18 protein-coding genes and 1 tRNA gene are annotated in these 17,850 nt (G+C 59.6%); 5 read left to right on the top strand and 14 right to left on the bottom strand.

What is annotated here, in order from left to right:
- Positions 1–5 precede the first annotated feature (5 nt).
- From gcvP to L6D63_RS09615, 5 genes are all read left to right on the top strand, one after another.
- Complete coding sequence (gene gcvP, locus L6D63_RS09635) at positions 6–2,858, top strand: aminomethyl-transferring glycine dehydrogenase (protein ID WP_131671160.1); 2,853 nt, start codon at positions 6–8, stop codon at positions 2,856–2,858.
- A 203-nt stretch (positions 2,859–3,061) separates the two neighbouring features.
- On the top strand, positions 3,062–4,438 hold the full coding sequence (locus L6D63_RS09630; RefSeq protein ID WP_047296024.1) for an L-serine ammonia-lyase: 1,377 nt from the start codon (positions 3,062–3,064) through the stop codon (positions 4,436–4,438).
- Positions 4,439–4,489: 51 nt separating this feature from the next.
- Complete coding sequence (gene gcvT, locus L6D63_RS09625) at positions 4,490–5,614, top strand: glycine cleavage system aminomethyltransferase GcvT (RefSeq protein ID WP_041068588.1); 1,125 nt, start codon at positions 4,490–4,492, stop codon at positions 5,612–5,614.
- Between the two features lie 404 nt (positions 5,615–6,018).
- Positions 6,019–6,231: a cold-shock protein gene (locus tag L6D63_RS09620; RefSeq protein ID WP_007951194.1), complete on the top strand. Its 213-nt coding sequence runs from the start codon at positions 6,019–6,021 to the stop codon at positions 6,229–6,231.
- A 97-nt stretch (positions 6,232–6,328) separates the two neighbouring features.
- The gene (locus L6D63_RS09615; protein WP_047296028.1) at positions 6,329–6,817 is read left to right on the top strand and encodes an RDD family protein; all 489 of its coding nucleotides are present in this window, start codon (positions 6,329–6,331) and stop codon (positions 6,815–6,817) included.
- 136 nt (positions 6,818–6,953) lie between these two features.
- On the opposite strand, the gene nadA is transcribed toward L6D63_RS09615, so the two are convergent.
- The 14 genes from nadA to ruvC form a co-directional block, all read right to left on the bottom strand.
- Entirely contained in the window at positions 6,954–8,012 is a 1,059-nt protein-coding gene (gene nadA, locus L6D63_RS09610; RefSeq protein ID WP_003227499.1) for a quinolinate synthase NadA, read from the bottom strand.
- Between the two features lie 271 nt (positions 8,013–8,283).
- A tRNA-Lys gene (locus L6D63_RS09605) sits at positions 8,284–8,359 on the bottom strand.
- Between the two features lie 62 nt (positions 8,360–8,421).
- Positions 8,422–9,114, bottom strand: a complete 693-nt coding sequence (queC, locus tag L6D63_RS09600) for a 7-cyano-7-deazaguanine synthase QueC (protein ID WP_131671159.1) — start codon at positions 9,112–9,114, stop codon at positions 8,422–8,424.
- A gap of 1 nt (position 9,115) precedes the next feature.
- Positions 9,116–9,763, bottom strand: coding sequence for a 7-carboxy-7-deazaguanine synthase QueE (gene queE / locus L6D63_RS09595; protein WP_047296033.1), 648 nt, complete (start codon positions 9,761–9,763; stop codon positions 9,116–9,118).
- A 166-nt stretch (positions 9,764–9,929) separates the two neighbouring features.
- Positions 9,930–10,766, bottom strand: a complete 837-nt coding sequence (gene ybgF, locus L6D63_RS09590) for a tol-pal system protein YbgF (RefSeq protein ID WP_047296035.1) — start codon at positions 10,764–10,766, stop codon at positions 9,930–9,932.
- Between the two features lie 6 nt (positions 10,767–10,772).
- On the bottom strand, positions 10,773–11,270 hold the full coding sequence (gene pal, locus L6D63_RS09585; protein ID WP_003178634.1) for a peptidoglycan-associated lipoprotein Pal: 498 nt from the start codon (positions 11,268–11,270) through the stop codon (positions 10,773–10,775).
- A gap of 52 nt (positions 11,271–11,322) precedes the next feature.
- The gene (tolB, locus tag L6D63_RS09580) at positions 11,323–12,603 is read right to left on the bottom strand and encodes a Tol-Pal system beta propeller repeat protein TolB (protein ID WP_164747834.1); all 1,281 of its coding nucleotides are present in this window, start codon (positions 12,601–12,603) and stop codon (positions 11,323–11,325) included.
- Between the two features lie 17 nt (positions 12,604–12,620).
- On the bottom strand, positions 12,621–13,697 hold the full coding sequence (gene tolA, locus L6D63_RS09575; RefSeq protein ID WP_041068568.1) for a cell envelope integrity protein TolA: 1,077 nt from the start codon (positions 13,695–13,697) through the stop codon (positions 12,621–12,623).
- A complete protein-coding gene (tolR, locus tag L6D63_RS09570; protein WP_161794900.1) occupies positions 13,697–14,149 on the bottom strand; it encodes a protein TolR in 453 nt (150 codons plus the stop codon). The genes tolA and tolR overlap by 1 nt, the downstream gene beginning before the upstream one ends.
- Positions 14,150–14,172: 23 nt before the next feature.
- Positions 14,173–14,868, bottom strand: coding sequence for a protein TolQ (gene tolQ / locus L6D63_RS09565; protein ID WP_007912733.1), 696 nt, complete (start codon positions 14,866–14,868; stop codon positions 14,173–14,175).
- A complete protein-coding gene (ybgC, locus tag L6D63_RS09560) occupies positions 14,858–15,325 on the bottom strand; it encodes a tol-pal system-associated acyl-CoA thioesterase (protein WP_095668474.1) in 468 nt (155 codons plus the stop codon). Before ybgC ends, tolQ begins: the two co-directional genes overlap by 11 nt.
- A gap of 127 nt (positions 15,326–15,452) precedes the next feature.
- Positions 15,453–16,514 carry a Holliday junction branch migration DNA helicase RuvB gene (gene ruvB / locus L6D63_RS09555; protein ID WP_041068559.1) on the bottom strand — a complete coding sequence of 354 codons (1,062 nt, stop codon included), beginning with the start codon at positions 16,512–16,514 and terminating at the stop codon, positions 15,453–15,455.
- Positions 16,515–17,123, bottom strand: coding sequence for a Holliday junction branch migration protein RuvA (gene ruvA / locus L6D63_RS09550; RefSeq protein WP_003227522.1), 609 nt, complete (start codon positions 17,121–17,123; stop codon positions 16,515–16,517).
- Between the two features lie 114 nt (positions 17,124–17,237).
- On the bottom strand, positions 17,238–17,765 hold the full coding sequence (gene ruvC, locus L6D63_RS09545; protein ID WP_047296045.1) for a crossover junction endodeoxyribonuclease RuvC: 528 nt from the start codon (positions 17,763–17,765) through the stop codon (positions 17,238–17,240).
- Between the last annotated feature and the right edge of the window lie 85 nt (positions 17,766–17,850).

Raw genomic sequence — 17,850 nt, 5'->3', positions numbered from 1 at the left:
GCGACATGACCCAAGTAAACCTCGGCACTGCCAACGAATTCATCGCCCGTCACATCGGCCCGCGCGCCGGTGACGAGCAAGCCATGCTCAACAGCCTCGGTTTCGACTCGCTCGAAGCGCTGAGCGCCAGCGTCATTCCGGAAAGCATCAAAGGCACCAGCGTGCTCGGCATGGACGACGGCCTGAGCGAAGCCGACGCCCTGGCGATGATCAAATCCATCGCCGGCAAAAACCAGCTGTTCAAGACCTACATCGGCCAGGGCTACTACAACTGCCACACGCCGTCGCCGATCCTGCGCAACCTGTTGGAAAACCCGGCCTGGTACACCGCTTACACCCCGTACCAGCCGGAAATTTCCCAGGGCCGTCTCGAAGCGCTGCTGAACTTCCAGACCCTGATCAGCGACCTCACCGGCCTGCCGATCGCCAACGCCTCGTTGCTCGACGAAGCCACCGCCGCTGCCGAAGCCATGACCTTCTGCAAACGCCTGAGCAAGAACAAGGGCAGCCACCAATTCTTCGCCTCGATCCACAGCCACCCGCAAACCCTCGACGTGCTGCGCACCCGTGCCGAGCCGCTGGGCATCGAAGTGGTGGTTGGCGATGAACGTGAACTGACCGACGTCACGCCGTTCTTCGGCGCGCTGCTGCAATACCCGGCGAGCAACGGTGACCTGTTCGACTACCGCGAACTGACCGAGCGCTTCCACGCCGCCAACGCGCTGGTTGCGGTGGCTGCCGATCTGCTGGCCCTGACTTTGCTGACCGCTCCAGGCGAGTTCGGCGCGGACGTCGCCATCGGTTCGGCGCAACGCTTCGGTGTACCGCTGGGCTTCGGTGGCCCGCACGCCGCCTACTTTTCCACCAAAGATGCATTCAAGCGAGACATGCCGGGCCGTCTGGTCGGTGTTTCGGTTGACCGCTTCGGCAAGCCAGCGCTGCGCCTGGCGATGCAGACTCGCGAGCAACACATCCGCCGTGAGAAAGCCACCTCGAACATCTGCACCGCGCAAGTGCTGCTGGCCAACATCGCCAGCATGTACGCGGTGTACCACGGCCCGAAAGGCCTGACCCAGATCGCCAACCGCGTGCATCACCTGACCGCGATTCTCGCCAAGGGCCTGAGCGCACTGGGCCAGACCGTCGAACAGGCAAGCTTCTTCGACACCCTGACCCTCGCCACCGGCGCGCACACTGCCGCGCTGCACGACAAGGCGTACGCTCAGCAGATCAACCTGCGGGTGATCGACGCCGAGCGTCTGGGCCTGTCGGTGGACGAAACCACCACCCAGGCTGACATCGAAACCCTGTGGGGCCTGTTCGCCGCCGGCAAGACCCTGCCGGACTTCGCCGCACTGGCCGCTTCGGTGCACAGCACCATCCCGGCGGCGCTGGTACGTCAGTCGCCGATCCTCAGCCACCCGGTGTTCAACCGTTATCACTCGGAAACCGAGCTGATGCGCTACCTGCGCAAACTGGCGGACAAGGATCTGGCACTGGATCGCACCATGATCCCGCTGGGCTCGTGCACCATGAAACTCAACGCCGCCAGCGAAATGATCCCGGTGACCTGGGCCGAGTTCGGCGCGCTGCACCCGTTCGCCCCGGCTGCGCAGAGCGCCGGCTACCAGCAACTGACCGATGAACTGGAAGCGATGCTCTGCGCCGCCACCGGTTACGACGCGATCTCGCTGCAACCGAACGCCGGTTCGCAGGGTGAATATGCGGGTCTCTTGGCGATTCGCGCTTACCACCAGAGCCGTGGCGATGAGCGCCGCGACATCTGCCTGATCCCGTCGTCCGCCCACGGCACCAACCCGGCCACCGCCAATATGGCCGGCATGCGCGTGGTCGTGACCGCGTGCGATGCCCGTGGCAACGTCGACATCGAAGACCTGCGCGCCAAAGCCATCGAGCACCGCGAACACCTCGCAGCGCTGATGATCACCTACCCGTCGACCCACGGCGTGTTCGAAGAAGGCATCCGCGAAATCTGCGGGATCATTCACGACAACGGCGGCCAGGTGTACATCGACGGCGCCAACATGAACGCGATGGTCGGCCTCTGCGCACCGGGCAAGTTCGGCGGCGATGTCTCGCACCTGAACCTGCACAAGACCTTCTGCATTCCGCACGGCGGTGGCGGCCCGGGCGTCGGCCCGATCGGCGTCAAGTCGCACCTGACCCCGTTCCTGCCGGGTCACGGTCAGATGCAACGCAAGGAAGGCGCGGTCTGCGCAGCGCCGTTCGGCAGCGCGAGCATTCTGCCGATCACCTGGATGTACATTCGCATGATGGGCGGCGCCGGTCTGAAGCGGGCTTCGCAACTGGCGATCCTCAACGCCAACTACATTTCCCGTCGCCTCGAAGAGCACTATCCAGTGCTGTACACCGGCAGCAACGGTCTGGTGGCGCACGAATGCATCCTCGACCTGCGCCCGCTGAAAGACAGCAGCGGCATCAGCGTCGATGACGTCGCCAAGCGCCTGATCGACTTCGGCTTCCACGCCCCGACCATGTCGTTCCCGGTGGCCGGCACGCTGATGATCGAGCCGACCGAAAGCGAATCCAAGGAAGAACTGGACCGCTTCTGCGACGCCATGATCCGCATCCGCGAAGAAATCCGCGCAGTGGAAAACGGCACGCTGGACAAGGACGACAACCCGCTGAAGAACGCCCCGCACACGGCGGCGGAGCTGGTCGGCGAGTGGACGCACCCGTACAGCCGCGAACAAGCGGTATATCCAGTGGCGTCGTTGATCGAAGGCAAATACTGGCCACCGGTCGGTCGCGTCGACAACGTGTTCGGCGACCGCAACCTGGTCTGCGCCTGCCCGTCGATCGAAAGCTACGCTTAAAAAGAACGGGGCGGTTCGTCCGCCCCACCGCTTTATCGCTTTATCTGTAGGAGCTGCCGAAGGCTGCGATCTTTTGATCTTGATCTTGCTCTTGTTTCTAAAAAACCAGGATCAAAAGATCGCAGCCTTCGGCAGCTCCTACAGGGGATGTACTCAGCCTGATATTCCGCCAATTCCTATAACAAGAAACCGGAGAACCACTCATGTCGTTAAGCGTGTTCGACCTGTTCAAGATTGGCATCGGCCCTTCCAGCTCCCACACCGTCGGCCCGATGCGTGCCGCTGCGCGTTTCGCCGAAGGCCTGCGCCGCGATGACCTGCTGTCGGCCACCAGCACCGTCAAAGTCGAGCTGTACGGCTCGCTCGGTGCCACCGGCAAGGGTCACGGCAGCGACAAGGCCGTGCTGCTCGGTCTTGAGGGTGAACACCCGGACACCGTCGACACCGAAACCGTCGCCGCGCGCCTGCAGGACATTCGCGGCAATGGCCGGCTGAATCTGCTCGGCGAACACAGCATTGCCTTCAATGAGAAAGAACACCTGGCGATGATCCGCAAACCGTTGGCCTATCACCCCAACGGCATGATCTTTCGCGCATTCGATGCAGCCGGTATTCAGATCCGCAGCCGCGAGTACTACTCGGTCGGCGGTGGTTTCGTCGTCGATGAGGATGCCGCCGGCGCTGACCGCATCGTTGAAGACGCCACACCGCTGACCTTCCCGTTCAAAAGCGCCAAGGACTTGCTCGGCCATTGCGCCACCTACGGTCTGTCGATCAGCCAGGTGATGCTGACCAACGAAAGCGCCTGGCGCCCGGAGGCCGAGACCCGCGCCGGTCTGCTGAAAATCTGGCAAGTGATGCAGGACTGCGTCGCCGCGGGCTGTCGTAACGAAGGCATTCTGCCGGGCGGGCTGAAGGTCAAACGCCGGGCGGCGGCACTGCATCGACAGCTGTGCAAGAACCCGGAATCGTCGCTGCGCGATCCGCTGTCGGTGCTCGACTGGGTCAACCTCTACGCCCTAGCCGTCAACGAAGAAAACGCCAACGGCGGGCGCGTGGTTACCGCACCCACCAACGGTGCGGCCGGGATTATTCCGGCGGTGCTGCATTACTACATGCGGTTTATCCCGGGTGCGAACGATGACGGCGTGGTGCGTTTTCTGCTGACCGCCGCCGCGATCGGCATTCTGTACAAGGAAAACGCCTCGATCTCCGGCGCTGAAGTCGGCTGCCAGGGCGAAGTCGGCGTGGCCTGCTCGATGGCCGCCGGCGCGTTGTGCGAAGTGCTCGGCGGCAGCGTGCAGCAAGTAGAGAACGCCGCGGAAATCGGCATGGAACACAACCTCGGCCTGACCTGCGACCCGATTGGCGGGCTGGTGCAGGTGCCGTGCATCGAGCGCAATGCCATGGGCTCGGTGAAAGCGATCAACGCAGTGCGCATGGCCATGCGCGGCGACGGGCAACACTTCGTCTCGCTCGACAAGGTCATCCGCACCATGCGCCAGACCGGCGCCGACATGAAAAGCAAATACAAGGAGACCGCCCGTGGCGGTCTGGCAGTCAACATTATCGAATGCTAATTAGTCCCCTCTTCCTCCGGGAGAGAGCTGGCATGAATCAAGGAGTCACGCATGTCCACCGAACAACTGTCGAAAACCCCGCTGCACGCTCTGCACCTCGAACTCGGCGCCCGCATGGTGCCGTTCGCCGGCTACGACATGCCGGTGCAATACCCGCTCGGCGTGATGAAGGAGCACCAACACACCCGTGAACAGGCCGGGCTGTTCGATGTCTCGCACATGGGCCAGATTCGCCTGACCGGCGCCAATGCTGCCAAGGCCCTGGAAACCCTGGTGCCGGTGGACATTATCGACCTGCCGGTGGGCATGCAGCGCTACGCGATGTTCACCAACGACAACGGCGGCATCCTCGACGACCTGATGGTCGCCAACCTCGGTAACGACGAGCTGTTCCTGGTGGTCAACGCCGCGTGCAAGGATCAGGACCTGGCGCATCTGCAAAAGCACATCGGTGATCAGTGCACCATTACGGAGCTGTTCGAAGCGCGCGCGTTGCTGGCGTTGCAAGGTCCGGCTGCAGTCACCGTCCTGGCGCGTCTTGCACCAGAGGTGGCGAAGATGACGTTCATGCAGTTCAACCGCGTGCAGCTGCTGGGCATCGATTGCTTCGTCAGCCGTTCGGGTTATACCGGTGAAGACGGTTTTGAGATTTCCGTACCGGCAGCCGATGCAGAAAAACTCGCCCGTGCCCTGCTGGCCGAACCGGAAGTCCAGGCCATTGGCCTCGGCGCCCGCGACTCGCTGCGCCTGGAAGCCGGCCTGTGCCTGTACGGGCACGACATGAACACCGACACCACCCCCATCGAAGCCAGCCTGTTGTGGGCGATCTCCAAGCCACGCCGCGCCGACGGCGCACGGGCCGGCGGTTTCCCGGGTGCAGAGCAAGTATTTGCTCAGCAGCAGAACGGCGTGGCACGCAAACGTGTCGGCCTGCTGCCGCAAGAACGTACGCCAGTGCGTGAAGGTGCGGAAATCGTCAACGAAGCCGGCGAAATCATCGGCAGCGTATGCAGCGGTGGCTTTGGTCCGACCCTGGGCGGGCCGTTGGCGATGGGTTATCTCGACAGCGCTTATGTCGCACTGGACACGCCAGTCTGGGCCATCGTTCGTGGGAAAAAGGTGCAAATGCTTGTAAGCAAAATGCCATTTGTTCCACAACGCTACTATCGTGGTTGATTGGCTGTTTCTATAAGTAACGCGATTGCGTTATGCGTGCACTAATGTGTAACGCAATCGCCACAAAAAAGTGCATTTTCTAACATCTGATTCGAATATGAACTTTGCTTATAACGATCGAAAACAATTGAACCCGGCGATCGTCTAAGCCAACACTAGTGAATTGACTAACTGCCAGTAAGCGCAGGAAAACCGGGCCTTCGCGGGGCTTGTTTTTTCTCCCGTAGTTGGCGTAGAGTTTGTCCACTGTGTTTGCATGGGTCAGCTTGGAATCGTGACCTGGGCAGTAGCCTACAAAGTTAGCTACATCCCGCTCGACGTCTTCTTACTCTCCTGCAACCAGCCCCAGTACTCTTTCATGAGAAAGAGACTGTCATCAATTTATGCGTCAAAGGAAATAAGAAATGTCGACACGTCAGAGCGGTACCGTCAAGTGGTTTAACGACGAGAAAGGTTTTGGTTTTATCACTCCAGAAAGCGGTCCGGATCTGTTCGTGCATTTCCGCGCCATTCAGGGCAACGGCTTCAAGAGCCTGAAAGAAGGCCAGAAAGTGACCTTCGTTGCTGTGCAAGGTCAGAAAGGCATGCAGGCTGACGAAGTCATCGCCGAAGCCTGATTTTCTGTCACAAAAAAGCCCCTGATATTGATATCAGGGGCTTTTTTGTGCGTGCGAATCCGTAAAATGGCGCTTCATTTTGCGTCCAGAGGCTGCCATGTCGAAAAACCTGCTCACTCCCCAGGGCGACTTTCCTGCTGTTGGCCTTGGCCGGCGCCTGGCAGCAATGTTCTATGACTTCCTGCTGTGCACTGCCCTGCTGATCGTCACCGGCTTCGTCTACAAGTTGATCCAGGCAGCGATCATCGGTGAAGAACGCCTGCGTGCACTGACCGATGCCGGCAAGATGGATGGCGATCCGCTGTATTCCACGGTGCTGTTGCTGGTGCTGTTTGCGTTCTTCGCCAAGTTCTGGACGCACGGCGGGCAGACACTGGGCATGCAGGTGTGGGGGATTCGAGTGCAGAACGCCGATGGCAGCGCGATCAGCCTGTGGCAGGCCCTGCTGCGCTTCATGGTGTCGATCGCGTCGTGGCTGTGCGCAGGGCTTGGATTCTTCTGGTCACTGTATGACAAGCAGAAGCGCACCTGGCACGACATCTATTCCGATACCCGTGTGGTGCGGATTCCGAAGAAGACCAAATAATTTCCTGACACCGAATACCACTGTGGGAGCGAGCCTGCTCGCGAAAGCGTAGCATCAGCCGACATTTATGTTTGCTGATTCACCGCCTTCGCGAGCAGGCTCGCTCCCACAGGTTTTGGGGTGTTTCTGAAGGACCTCAGGCGTTACCCGCCAGCTTCATCCGCGCCGCCTGGGTGAAATCCAGCATGCGCTTCAATGGACGTATCGCCTGCGGAATCAGCGCCGGATCAACAAAGATCTCGTTCGTCCCTTCCTTCAGGCTCTTGAGCGTGCGCTCAAGGGTGTTCATGGCCATCCACGGGCAATGTGCGCAACTGCGGCAGGCGGCGCCGTTACCGGCGGTTGGCGCCTCGATGAAGACCTTGTCCGGGCACAACTGCTGCATCTTGTAAAAAATGCCGCGGTCGGTGGCGACGATCAGGGTCTTGTTCGGCAGGCTTTGCGCGGCAGCGATCAACTGACTGGTGGAACCGACGGCGTCGGCCAGCTCGATCACCGAGGTCGGCGACTCCGGGTGCACCAGAATCGCGGCGTCCGGGTACAACGCCTTCATGTCTTCCAGCTGCTTGGACTTGAACTCTTCGTGGACGATGCAGGCACCGTCCCACAGCAGCATGTCGGCGCCGGTCTTGCGCTGAATGTAAGTACCCAGATGCTTGTCCGGGCCCCAGATGATGGTCTCACCGTTGTCCATCAGGCTTTCGACGATCTCCAGCGCACAGCTCGACGTCACCACCCAGTCAGCACGGGCTTTGACTGCGGCCGAAGTGTTGGCGTACACCACCACCGTGCGCTCCGGGTGCTGATCGCAGAACGCCGAGAACTCGTCCACCGGGCAACCCAGGTCGAGCGAGCAGGTCGCGTCCAGGGTCGGCATCAGCACACGTTTTTCCGGGTTGAGGATCTTCGCGGTCTCGCCCATGAACTTCACACCGGCGACCACCACGGTCTTGGCCGGGTGAGCGTTGCCGAAGCGCGCCATTTCGAGGGAGTCGGACACACAGCCGCCGGTTTCTTCGGCCAGGGCCTGAATCACCGGATCGCAATAGAAGTGGGCCACCAGCACCGCGTCCTGAGCCTTGAGCTCGGCGGCGATGGCAGAACGGTAGTAGGCCTCTTCCTCGGCAGTCAGCGGTTTGGGCTGTTTGGCATCGAGGTGGGCTTGAACCAGAAGGCGTTCGGAAATCTGCGTCATGTTCGCAAGACCTGCAGGCGCTTTCGCGCGAAAGTCGAGTATACACCCGGCTCCGGACCACTTGAGGGTACCGCCGGGAGAGTGAGTATTATCAGGCACGGACAGCATTGAAGCTGCGCAAGGCTACAGAATATCCCGTTGATACAAAAGATGATTCTGACCTGTGTCAGCGCAGGCAATGATGAAAGGAGCGGTGCCTGATTCGCAGGCAAAAAAAAACCCGGAAATCCTCACTTTCGTGGGCCTTCCGGATTTTCTAAACCGCCAAATATGGTGGGTCGTGTGGGATTCGAACCTACGACCAATTGGTTAAAAGCCAACTGCTCTACCAACTGAGCTAACGACCCGCTGTGTGGTGGCGCGTATAATACTGATTTTTAAGGACTATTCAACACCTTTTTGAAAAAAATCAAAAATAAGGTGTTGGATCGCTTACACCGGCCGCTGCGAAGCCCTCTGCACGCAGGCGGCAGCTGTCGCATTTGCCGCACGCACGGCCGTCATCGTCCGCCTGATAGCAGGAAACGGTCAGGCCGTAATCGACGCCCAGCTTCACGCCCGCCTGGACGATCTGCGCCTTGCTCAGGTTCTGCAGCGGCGCCTGGATACGAAAACCGTTGCCTTCCACGCCCGCCTTGGTTGCCAGGTTGGCCATGCGCTCGAACGATTCAATGAACTCGGGACGGCAATCCGGGTAACCGGAATAGTCCACTGCGTTGACGCCGATAAAGATGTCACGCGCGCCGAGTACTTCGGCCCAGCCCAGTGCCAGTGACAGAAACACGGTGTTGCGCGCCGGCACGTAAGTCACCGGGATGCCCTCGCCCAGTTCTTCCGGGATGTCGATGCTGGTGTCGGTCAGCGCCGAGCCGCCCATGCCGTTGAGGTTCAGGCCGATCACTTTGTGCTCGACCACGCCCAGATCGCGAGCGACGCGCGCGGCAGCATGCAGCTCCGCATGAGAGCGCTGGCCGTAATCGAAACTCATGGTGTAGCAGGCGTAACCTTCAGCCCGGGCCATCGCCACGACCGTGGCCGAATCCAGACCGCCCGACAGCAAAATCACAGCACGCTTTTCGTTGGTGTTCAGTTGTTCAGTCATATCAGCGCCCCGGCTCGTCATTCCATAGATATTTATGCAACTGCAGTTGCAACCGCACCGGCAGGTTGTCTGCCACCACCCAGTCCGCCAGATCCCTGGCATTGAGGTCATGATGACTTGGGGAAAACAGCACTTCACCCGCACGGCGATCAAGACCGTACTGGATCAGCTTCGAGACCGCCCAGTCATAGTCGTCCCGCGAACAGATGACAAACTTCACCTGATCGTTGGGCGTCAACAGTTCGATGTTTTCGTAGCGGTTGCGGTGCGCCTCTTTGGAGTCCGGCGTCTTCAGGTCGACCACGCGACTGACGCGCGAATCCACCGCCGAGATATCGAGCGCACCACTGGTTTCCAGTGATACTTCGTAACCGGCATCGCACAACTGCTTGAGCAAAGGGATGGCATTGGGCTGCGCCAGCGGCTCACCGCCGGTCACGCAGACGTAGCGCGGGCGAAACCCGGCCACTTGTTCAAGGATATCGTCGAGGGTGCGGATCGTGCCGCCGCTGAATGCATAGGCGCTGTCGCAGTATTGGCAACGCAATGGGCAACCGGTCAGGCGCACAAAAACCGTGGGCAGCCCGGCAGTCCGCGTTTCCCCCTGCAACGAGTAGAAAACTTCGGTGATTCTCAATGTGTCTTGCATAGTCGCCACGGGCGTAACAGCTAAACAGGCTGTCCGCCTCCGTCAGGCACTTCAGGCAATCCCGCCAACGCGTAGATCACCAGAAGCGTGTTTCAGAAAAAGGGCGTGAATTCTAACGAAAAAACCCGCGACGAGCGCGGGTTTCTTCCAAACGGGTCAAACACACTTACATGCGTTGCAGATCGCGTTGGGCTAACTGAGCAGCAGAGGTCCCCGGGTATTGGGAAACCACCTGTTGCAGAATGCCTTTGACCTTGTCGGTGTGACCGAGGCGGCGTTCTACGTCAGCCAGCTTGTACAGCGAATCCGGCACTTTGGCGTGCTTGGGATAGAGCTGTGACACCTTGGCAAAAGCCTGACCTGCACCTTGCAGATCGCCCTTGGCCAGGTTCACTTCGCCCAACCAGTACTGGGCATTGCCCGCATATTGGCTGTTCGGGTATTTGCGCAGGAATGCCGAGAAAGCCTGGCTGGCCTTGTCGAAATCCTTGGCTTTGATCAGGTCGAAAGCCGCATCGTAATACAGCTTTTCCTTGGCCGGATCACCCGGTTCGCTACTGGCAGCAGGTGCCTGGGCGGCAGCAGCCCCGGCGCCAGCGGCGGCACCGGCAGCAGCACTTGCATCGCCACCGGCAGAAGAATTCTCAGGAGTCGCGGCAGGTGCAACACCGGATCCTATGCGCCGATCAAGATCCTGGTATCGCTCCAGGGATTCCTGTTTCATGCGCGCAACCTGATTCTGCAGTTCTTCGATCACACCTTGCTGGCGCGATATCTGATCCTGCATCTGTTGCAGTTGGTTGAACAGCATGCCCTGTGCCGAGGCAGGGGCCGAAGCCGCTCCCCCGGCATAGGCGCCGTTCGTACCGTAACCCGCAGGCGGATAACTGCTCCCGCTATTGTTATAACCGGAGTTGTCATCGACCACAGGAACCGCAGCCCACGCCGCAAGCGGCGCGAGGCTGAGAGCCAGAACAGTTACAGCACGACGGCACGTTCGCATATCGAATTACTTACGCAGTTCGACGCGACGGTTTTGAGCCCAGGACTGCTCGTCGTTGCCGGTAGCAACTGGACGCTCTTCGCCGTAGGAAACCAGTTCCAGCTGAGCTGGGGAAACACCTTGCAGTACCAGGTAGCGCTGAACGGCTTTCGCACGACGCTCGCCCAGTGCCATGTTGTACTCACGAGTACCACGTTCGTCGGTGTTGCCTTCCAGAACAACGCGAGCGCCGTTTGCTTTCAGGTCTTTGGCGTGAACGTCCAGAGCGCGCATGGCTTCTGGCTTCAGGTCCGAGCTGTCGTATTCGAAGTAGAAGGTGGTGATTGCGCGCAGAGCAGCTTCTTCGCTCAGGGAACCGTCAACGGCACCAGTGTTTGCGCCGTAACCAGCGTTTGGATCAACAGCGCCTTCACCGGCGTTGTCGCCGCCTTTGGACGAGCAACCTACAGCTACAGCCATGGCCAGAGCCAGCGCAGCAAATTTACCAAACTTCAGCATTTCCATCGTGAAACTCCTAATGAACCCCAGTGTGTTAAGTAAAACGTAAAGCGCCGCGTCAGTTCAGGTAAGGGGACCAGGACGGTTCTCTGACTTCGCCTTGTGCGGTAGGAAGCGGGAGCCTCACGCGTCCATTAATGGACACGAGCATCAAGACTCCCCGGCCCTGCTGGCGGGTGGCGTAGATTACCATGGTGCCGTTGGGCGCAACAGTGGGTGACTCGTCCAGAGTGCTATCAGTGAGGATCTTTACACTGCCTCGCTGCAAATCCTGGGCCGCCACCTTGAAATTGGTGAAACCGTCCTGGCGATGGATCATCACCAGCGTCTTTTCATCAGCCGAAAGCTTCGGGTTGGCGTTGTAGTTGCCAATGAAGGTTACACGCTCGGCACCACCGCCGCTGGCGCTGGTTTTGTAGATCTGCGGCTTGCCGCCACGGTCCGAGGTGAAGTAGATGGTCGAACCATCCTTGCCCCAGTACGGTTCGGTGTTGATGCCAGGGCCTGCCGTCACACGAGTGATCTGACGCGAACCCAGGTTCATCACATAGATGTCCGGGTTGCCATCTTTCGACAGTACGAACGCCAGGCGATTGCCATCCGGCGACCAGGCTGGCGCGCCGTTCAGGCCTTCGAAATTGGTGATCTGCTCACGGCGACCGGTGTCGATGTTCTGCATGAAGATCCGCGGACGCTTCTGCTCGAACGACACGTAGGCGATGCGCTTGCCATCCGGTGCGAAACGCGGCGACAGGATCGGCTCGCGCGATTGCAGCAGAGTCACGGCACGGGCACCGTCGTAGTCCGAACGCTGCAGGGTGTAGCGAGTGTTCTTCTCGGAGAAACGCTCGGCTGTCACGTACAGCAGACGGGTCGAAAACGCACCTTTGATACCGGTGAGTTTTTCGAACGACTGGTCCGAGATGAAGTGCGCCATGTCACGCAGTTGCTCGGTGGTACCGGAAACACTGCCGTCAGCCACTTTCTGCTCGGTGGCCACGTTGAACAGTGCCCACTGCACCTGCAGACGACCGCCCGCTGGCGCAATGCTGCCGACCATCATGTATTGAGCGCCCACCGCCTTCCAGTCACGGAAGATGATTTCGCTCGGCTGGCTTGGCTGGCTGATCATGTTTTGCTTTGGAATCGGCGAGTAGTAGCCCGAGTTCCGCAAATCGTTACCAATGATTTCAGCCATGTCGTCCGGCAACACGGCACCGCCCTGCATGCCGAACGGTACGACGGCAATCGGGGTGGCCCGATCGCTGCCGCTGGTGACCAGAATGTTCTTTTCATCAGCCATCGCGATCCCTGCCATGCAGCAGATCACGACCAGCATTCCTCGAAGAAGGTTTCTCACAAGGCTAGATCCTCAGGTGTGAATGTCATCTTGAATGAACGATACGGAGCGAAATCGCTCGGCTTCATTCCCTGCATTTCCGTCAAACGTCCAATATTTTTGACCGCCGCGACCGCCGAAGCATCGAACGGACCGTCGCCACTGGATTTGGCCACGCTGACCGAAGTCACCGTACCGTCCGGCAACATGCCGATTTGCAGCACGACCGTCATGCCTTTGCGTGCCGAAGGAGGACGCGCCCAGCCTTCCGCTGCCCGTGCACGAATCAGGTCATCGAAACTGCCCGCGACTTCGTCACCCTGCTCATCGGCCAATGCCTGCTGACGCTGTGGCGTATCGGAAAGCAAATCTGCCAAGGCCTGAGCCTTTTTCTCTTCGGCGGATTTACGTGCCGCTTCCTGCGATTTTTTCTTCGCAGCATCGGCAGCAGCTTTCTTCTTCGCTTCGTCGGCGACTTTCTTCTTCGCCTCTTCAGCTTCAGCTTTTTTCTTGGCGTCTTCGGCGGCTTTCTTCTTCGCGTCTTCGACGATCTTCTTCTTGGCTTCTTCAGCGGCCGCTTTCTTGGCCTCTTCTTCAGCCGCCTTCTTGGCTTCTTCTTCGGCTTTCTTCTTGGCTATATCAGCCAATTGTTTCTCTTCTGCCTTCTTGGCCTCGGCTTTTTTCGCATCGTCGGCTTTCTTGGCTTCATCAGCCTTTTTCGCCTCATCCGCTTTCTTCGCCTCGTCGGCCTTCTTGGCTTCCTCGGCCTTTTGAGCCGCTTCTTCTTTCTTTTGTTCCGCAGCCTTCACCGCTTCCTGCTCGACCTTTTTCTGCTCCATCTGCTCGACTTCGGTCTGGCGCGCGGCGGATTTCTTCGCCTCACCCGCAATCTTCTGATTGGTCTGGGTGGTTGCCTGACTTTTCGATTTCAGCTGGTACAGGGTCGCCTGGACAATCGGCTTGGCCGGCGGCAACTCGGGTGTGAAGGCGAAACTGACGAACAGCATGCCGAACACCAGCACGTGCAGGACAATCGCCAGAACACTGGGCCAGAAGTAGCTTTCCGAGGCGGACGGCTCTCGCTGTTGCTGCATCAGGGGGCCTCGGTAATCAAACCAACATTACCGACCCCGGCTTTCTGCAACCCGCCCATGGCACCCATGACGGCACCGTAGTCGACCGACTTGTCGCCACGGATAAAGACCTGGGTACGCTTGCCGCCTTCGGTGCCGGCGCGGATGATCTTGGTCACTGCGTCAGTCATCTGTGGCAACGTCATTGCCCTGTCCTGCTGCTTTTCAGTATCGACTTCGCTGCCAAGGTTCCAGTAGTAGGTCTTGTCAGCCTTGATCGAAATGGTCAGCACCTGAGTGTTGTTGTCCTGCGGCAAGGCTTCGCTGGAAACCTTGGGCAGATCCACTTTCACGCCCTGATTGAGCATCGGCGCGGTCACCATGAAGATAACCAGCAGCACCAGCATCACGTCGATGTATGGCACCACGTTCATCTCGGCGACCGGCTTGCGCTTGTTTCGGGCTCGAGCGATTAAAGCCATCGGGAAATACCTGCTTATTCTTCGCTGGTGTGCACTTTGCGGTGCAGGATCGCCTGGAATTCATCGGCGAAGGTGTAGTAGCGGCTCAGCAAGGTTTCGCTGCGGGCAGAGAAACGGTTGTAAGCGATAACGGCCGGGATCGCGGCGAACAGGCCGATCGCGGTGGCGATCAGGGCTTCGGCAATACCCGGGGCCACGGTGGCCAGGGTCGCCTGCTGAGCACTGGCCAGACCACGGAAGGAGTTCATGATGCCCCACACGGTACCGAACAGACCGATGTACGGGCTGACCGAACCCACGGTGGCGAGAAACGGCAGGCTCTGCTCCAGCTTCTCTTCCTCGCGGGAGATGGCAACGCGCATGGCACGGGCCACACCTTCCATCACCGCTTCCGGATCGACGCCTGGCTGCTGACGCAGACGGGAGAACTCCTTGAAACCGGCACGGAAGATCTGCTCCACACCCGAATCCGGATCCGGGTTGCTGCCGGCCTGACGGTACAGCTTGGACAGGTCGATACCCGACCAGAAGCGCTCTTCAAAGCTCTCCAGGGCGCGTCGACCGGCGCGCAGCAGATTGCTGCGCTGAAAGATCATGATCCATGAGGTCACCGATGCGGCCACCAGGGTCAACATTACCAACTGCACCACGATGCTGGCATTGCTGACCAGGCTCCACATGGAGGAATGGTCGACGACGTTAGCTTCCACGCTTTATCTCCTGCTTTGAGTGTGTACCCGTGCCGCCCGCGTCGGCAAAGGCCGTACGCAAGGATTCGGGCATGGCCCGGGGTTTCAAACTGTCGGTGCGCACGCAGGCCACCAGAAACTGCCCTTCACAGAGCAGCACATTATCCGTGGCCCGCCTGACCTGCTGTTTGAAGCGCAGGCTGGCACGGTTCAATTCGATTACATCAGCGCTTACCAGCAGTTCGTCGTCCAGTCGCGCCGGCGCGTGGTAGCGCGCTTCGCTGGAATGCACGACAAACAACAGGTCCTCTCCGGCCAGTTCCGACTGGGCAAAGCCCAGCGTCCGGAGCCGCTCGGTTCGAGCCCGTTCCATAAACTTGAGGTAATTAACGTAATACACGATGCCGCCCGCATCGGTGTCCTCGTAATAAACGCGACAACGATGTGCGAACGGCTCAAGCCCGTTTTGCGCGCGCATACTCTAGTGCTTACTCCTCGGGTTGCCAATCCGGCCAGGCAACTGTTTTTTCAGTGTTTAAGGCTTTACCGCAAAAGTACCGTCCTGTGACAGTACAAACGCTGAATAAATCGCCAAAAAATGTGTATCAATCGTCCACGGCATCGAGAAACTCGTCTGCCACGGGCATCTCGCCCATTCGTGACGGAATGTTTAAACCGAAATGCAGGTACGCATGCCGTGTCACCACCCTGCCCCGTGGCGTACGCATGATGTAGCCCTGTTGAATCAGGTACGGCTCCAGCACGTCCTCGATGGTGTGGCGCTCTTCACTGATCGCCGCCGCCAGACTGTCGATGCCCACCGGACCGCCATCGAACTTCTCGATCATGGTCAGCAGCAAGCGCCGGTCCTGGTGATCGAAACCGTGTTCGTCGACGTCCAGCAGGTTCAACGCCAGATCGGCCACCGACTTGGTGATGTGGCCCTTGGCCCGCACTTCGGCAAAATCGCGTACCCGCCGCAGCAGACGGTTGGCGATCCGCGGCGTACCGCGGGCACGACGAGCAATTTCAAAAGAGCCTTCCGGATCCAGCGGCAGTCCGAGAATAGACGCCGAACGACTGACAATCGTCGCCAGATCCGCCGTGCTGTAGAACTCAAGACGCTGGACGATACCGAAGCGGTCACGCAACGGATTGGTCAGCATGCCGGCACGGGTTGTGGCGCCCACGAGAGTGAACGGTGGCAGATCAAGCTTGATCGAGCGTGCCGCCGGCCCTTCGCCGATCATGATGTCGAGCTGGAAATCTTCCATCGCCGGGTACAGCACTTCTTCAACGATGGGCGACAGACGATGGATTTCATCGATGAACAACACGTCGTGTGGTTCAAGATTGGTCAGCAGAGCCGCCAGATCGCCCGGACGCTCAAGTACCGGGCCGGACGTGCTCTTGATCGAAACGCCCATTTCCTCGGCGATGATGTTGGCCAGCGTGGTTTTGCCCAGCCCCGGCGGGCCGAAAATCAGCGTGTGGTCGAGGGATTCACTACGGCCACGCGCCGCCTGGATGAACAGTTCCATCTGCTCGCGCACGGTCGGCTGGCCAATATAGTCGGCCAGACTGACCGGGCGGATGGCCCGATCCTGGACTTCTTCGCGCTCGCGCGGACTGTGCGCGGCGGCGATCAGACGATCAGCTTCAATCACTTAAATCATTCCCTTCAGGGCGCGGCGGATCAGGTCTTCACTGCTCAAATTCTTGTCCTTGATGGCGGTAATCGCCTTGCTCGCTTCCTGCGGCTTGTAGCCCAGGGAAATCAGCGCACTGACGGCATCGTTCTCGGCAGTGTTGACCGGCGCCGGGCCGTCCGGCTGGTTCGGCACCAGAGCGAACATGGCTGGCGAGGTTTCCCAGGCCTTGAAGCGATCCTTGAGTTCGACCAACAGGCGCTCAGCGGTTTTCTTGCCGACACCCGGGACCTTGGTCAACGCCGAAGTGTCTTGGGATTGCACGCAGCGGATCAGTTCATCGACTTCAAGGCTCGACATCAAGGCCAGGGCCAGTTTCGGCCCGACACCATTGAGACGGATCAGCTCACGAAAAAAGTCTCGCTCACGCTTGCCGGCGAAACCATAGAGTAACTGCGCGTCTTCGCGTACGACCAAATGGGTGTGCAGCGTCAGCGGTTCACCGACCGACGGCAGACGATAAAGGGTGGTCATGGGCACTTCCAGCTCATACCCGAGGCCGTTTACATCCAGAATCAGGTGCGGCGGCTGTTTCTCAGCCAGGGTGCCGCGCAAGCGTCCAATCACGTTTCAGATCCTTGAGCGTTGGCCAGCCGTGGGCTGGCGACAGATGGAAGGCGGGAATCGGGCCGACGACCCAGGCGCGAAATCCGCATTCCGCAAAAATGATTGCTGATGCTATCAGAGACGCAGGCGCCCGCCACGACTGCGTGCGGTTCCCAAACCATGCGGCAGCAGGCTGGAACGGGTATGCGCGTGACAAATCGCAATGGCCAGGGCATCCGAGGCATCGATCTGCGGTTTGCTGGTCAGCTTGAGCATGTGCATGACCATCATCTGCACCTGGTCTTTATTGGCGGCGCCGGTGCCGACCACGGCTTGCTTGACCTGGGTAGCGGTGTACTCGGCAATCTCCAGGCTCTCCTCGGCGCCGGCCACAATGGCGGCGCCGCGAGCCTGCCCGAGTTTGAGGGCGGAATCGGCGTTTTTCGCCATGAACACTTTTTCGATGCCCATGGTCACCGGGCCATAGGTCTGAATGATTTCACGCACGCCGCGATAAACGATCTGCAGCCGCTCATGCAGCTCGCCGGCGCCGGTACGGATGCAGCCCGAGGCCACATAGATGCAGCCGCCACGTCCGGTATCGCGAACAATCCCGTAACCGGTGATGCGCGAGCCGGGGTCGATACCCAGAATTAATGTCATAACGCCTGCAGAAATTGATGCGAAAGCTGAGGGTACATCCAGGAGCTGCCGAAGGCTGCGATCTTTTGATCTTTTAAAAGCAGAA

It is taken from the genome of Pseudomonas parakoreensis (genome assembly GCF_021602155.1).
Taxonomy (GTDB): Bacteria; Pseudomonadota; Gammaproteobacteria; order Pseudomonadales; family Pseudomonadaceae; genus Aquipseudomonas; species Aquipseudomonas parakoreensis.
Note: the sequence above shows the minus strand (reverse complement) of the source record. Positions and strands in the feature narration are given on the sequence as shown.

Excerpts from the sequence above, each read along its gene's own strand:
- L6D63_RS09620 (WP_007951194.1), top strand. The coding sequence starts at position 6,019 with ATGTCGACACGTCAGAGCGGTACCGTCAAGTGGTTTAACGACGAGAAA.
- queE (WP_047296033.1), bottom strand. The coding sequence starts at position 9,763 with ATGCAAGACACATTGAGAATCACCGAAGTTTTCTACTCGTTGCAGGGG.
- ybgC (WP_095668474.1), bottom strand. The coding sequence starts at position 15,325 with ATGCGCGCGCAAAACGGGCTTGAGCCGTTCGCACATCGTTGTCGCGTT.
- L6D63_RS09630 (WP_047296024.1), top strand. The coding sequence starts at position 3,062 with ATGTCGTTAAGCGTGTTCGACCTGTTCAAGATTGGCATCGGCCCTTCC.
- gcvT (WP_041068588.1), top strand. The coding sequence starts at position 4,490 with ATGTCCACCGAACAACTGTCGAAAACCCCGCTGCACGCTCTGCACCTC.
- ruvC (WP_047296045.1), bottom strand. The coding sequence starts at position 17,765 with ATGACATTAATTCTGGGTATCGACCCCGGCTCGCGCATCACCGGTTAC.
- gcvP (WP_131671160.1), top strand. The coding sequence starts at position 6 with ATGACCCAAGTAAACCTCGGCACTGCCAACGAATTCATCGCCCGTCAC.
- tolA (WP_041068568.1), bottom strand. The coding sequence starts at position 13,697 with ATGCAGCAACAGCGAGAGCCGTCCGCCTCGGAAAGCTACTTCTGGCCC.
- queC (WP_131671159.1), bottom strand. The coding sequence starts at position 9,114 with ATGACTGAACAACTGAACACCAACGAAAAGCGTGCTGTGATTTTGCTG.
- ybgF (WP_047296035.1), bottom strand. The coding sequence starts at position 10,766 with ATGCGAACGTGCCGTCGTGCTGTAACTGTTCTGGCTCTCAGCCTCGCG.
- nadA (WP_003227499.1), bottom strand. The coding sequence starts at position 8,012 with ATGACGCAGATTTCCGAACGCCTTCTGGTTCAAGCCCACCTCGATGCC.
- L6D63_RS09615 (WP_047296028.1), top strand. The coding sequence starts at position 6,329 with ATGTCGAAAAACCTGCTCACTCCCCAGGGCGACTTTCCTGCTGTTGGC.
- pal (WP_003178634.1), bottom strand. The coding sequence starts at position 11,270 with ATGGAAATGCTGAAGTTTGGTAAATTTGCTGCGCTGGCTCTGGCCATG.
- tolB (WP_164747834.1), bottom strand. The coding sequence starts at position 12,603 with ATGCTGGTCGTGATCTGCTGCATGGCAGGGATCGCGATGGCTGATGAA.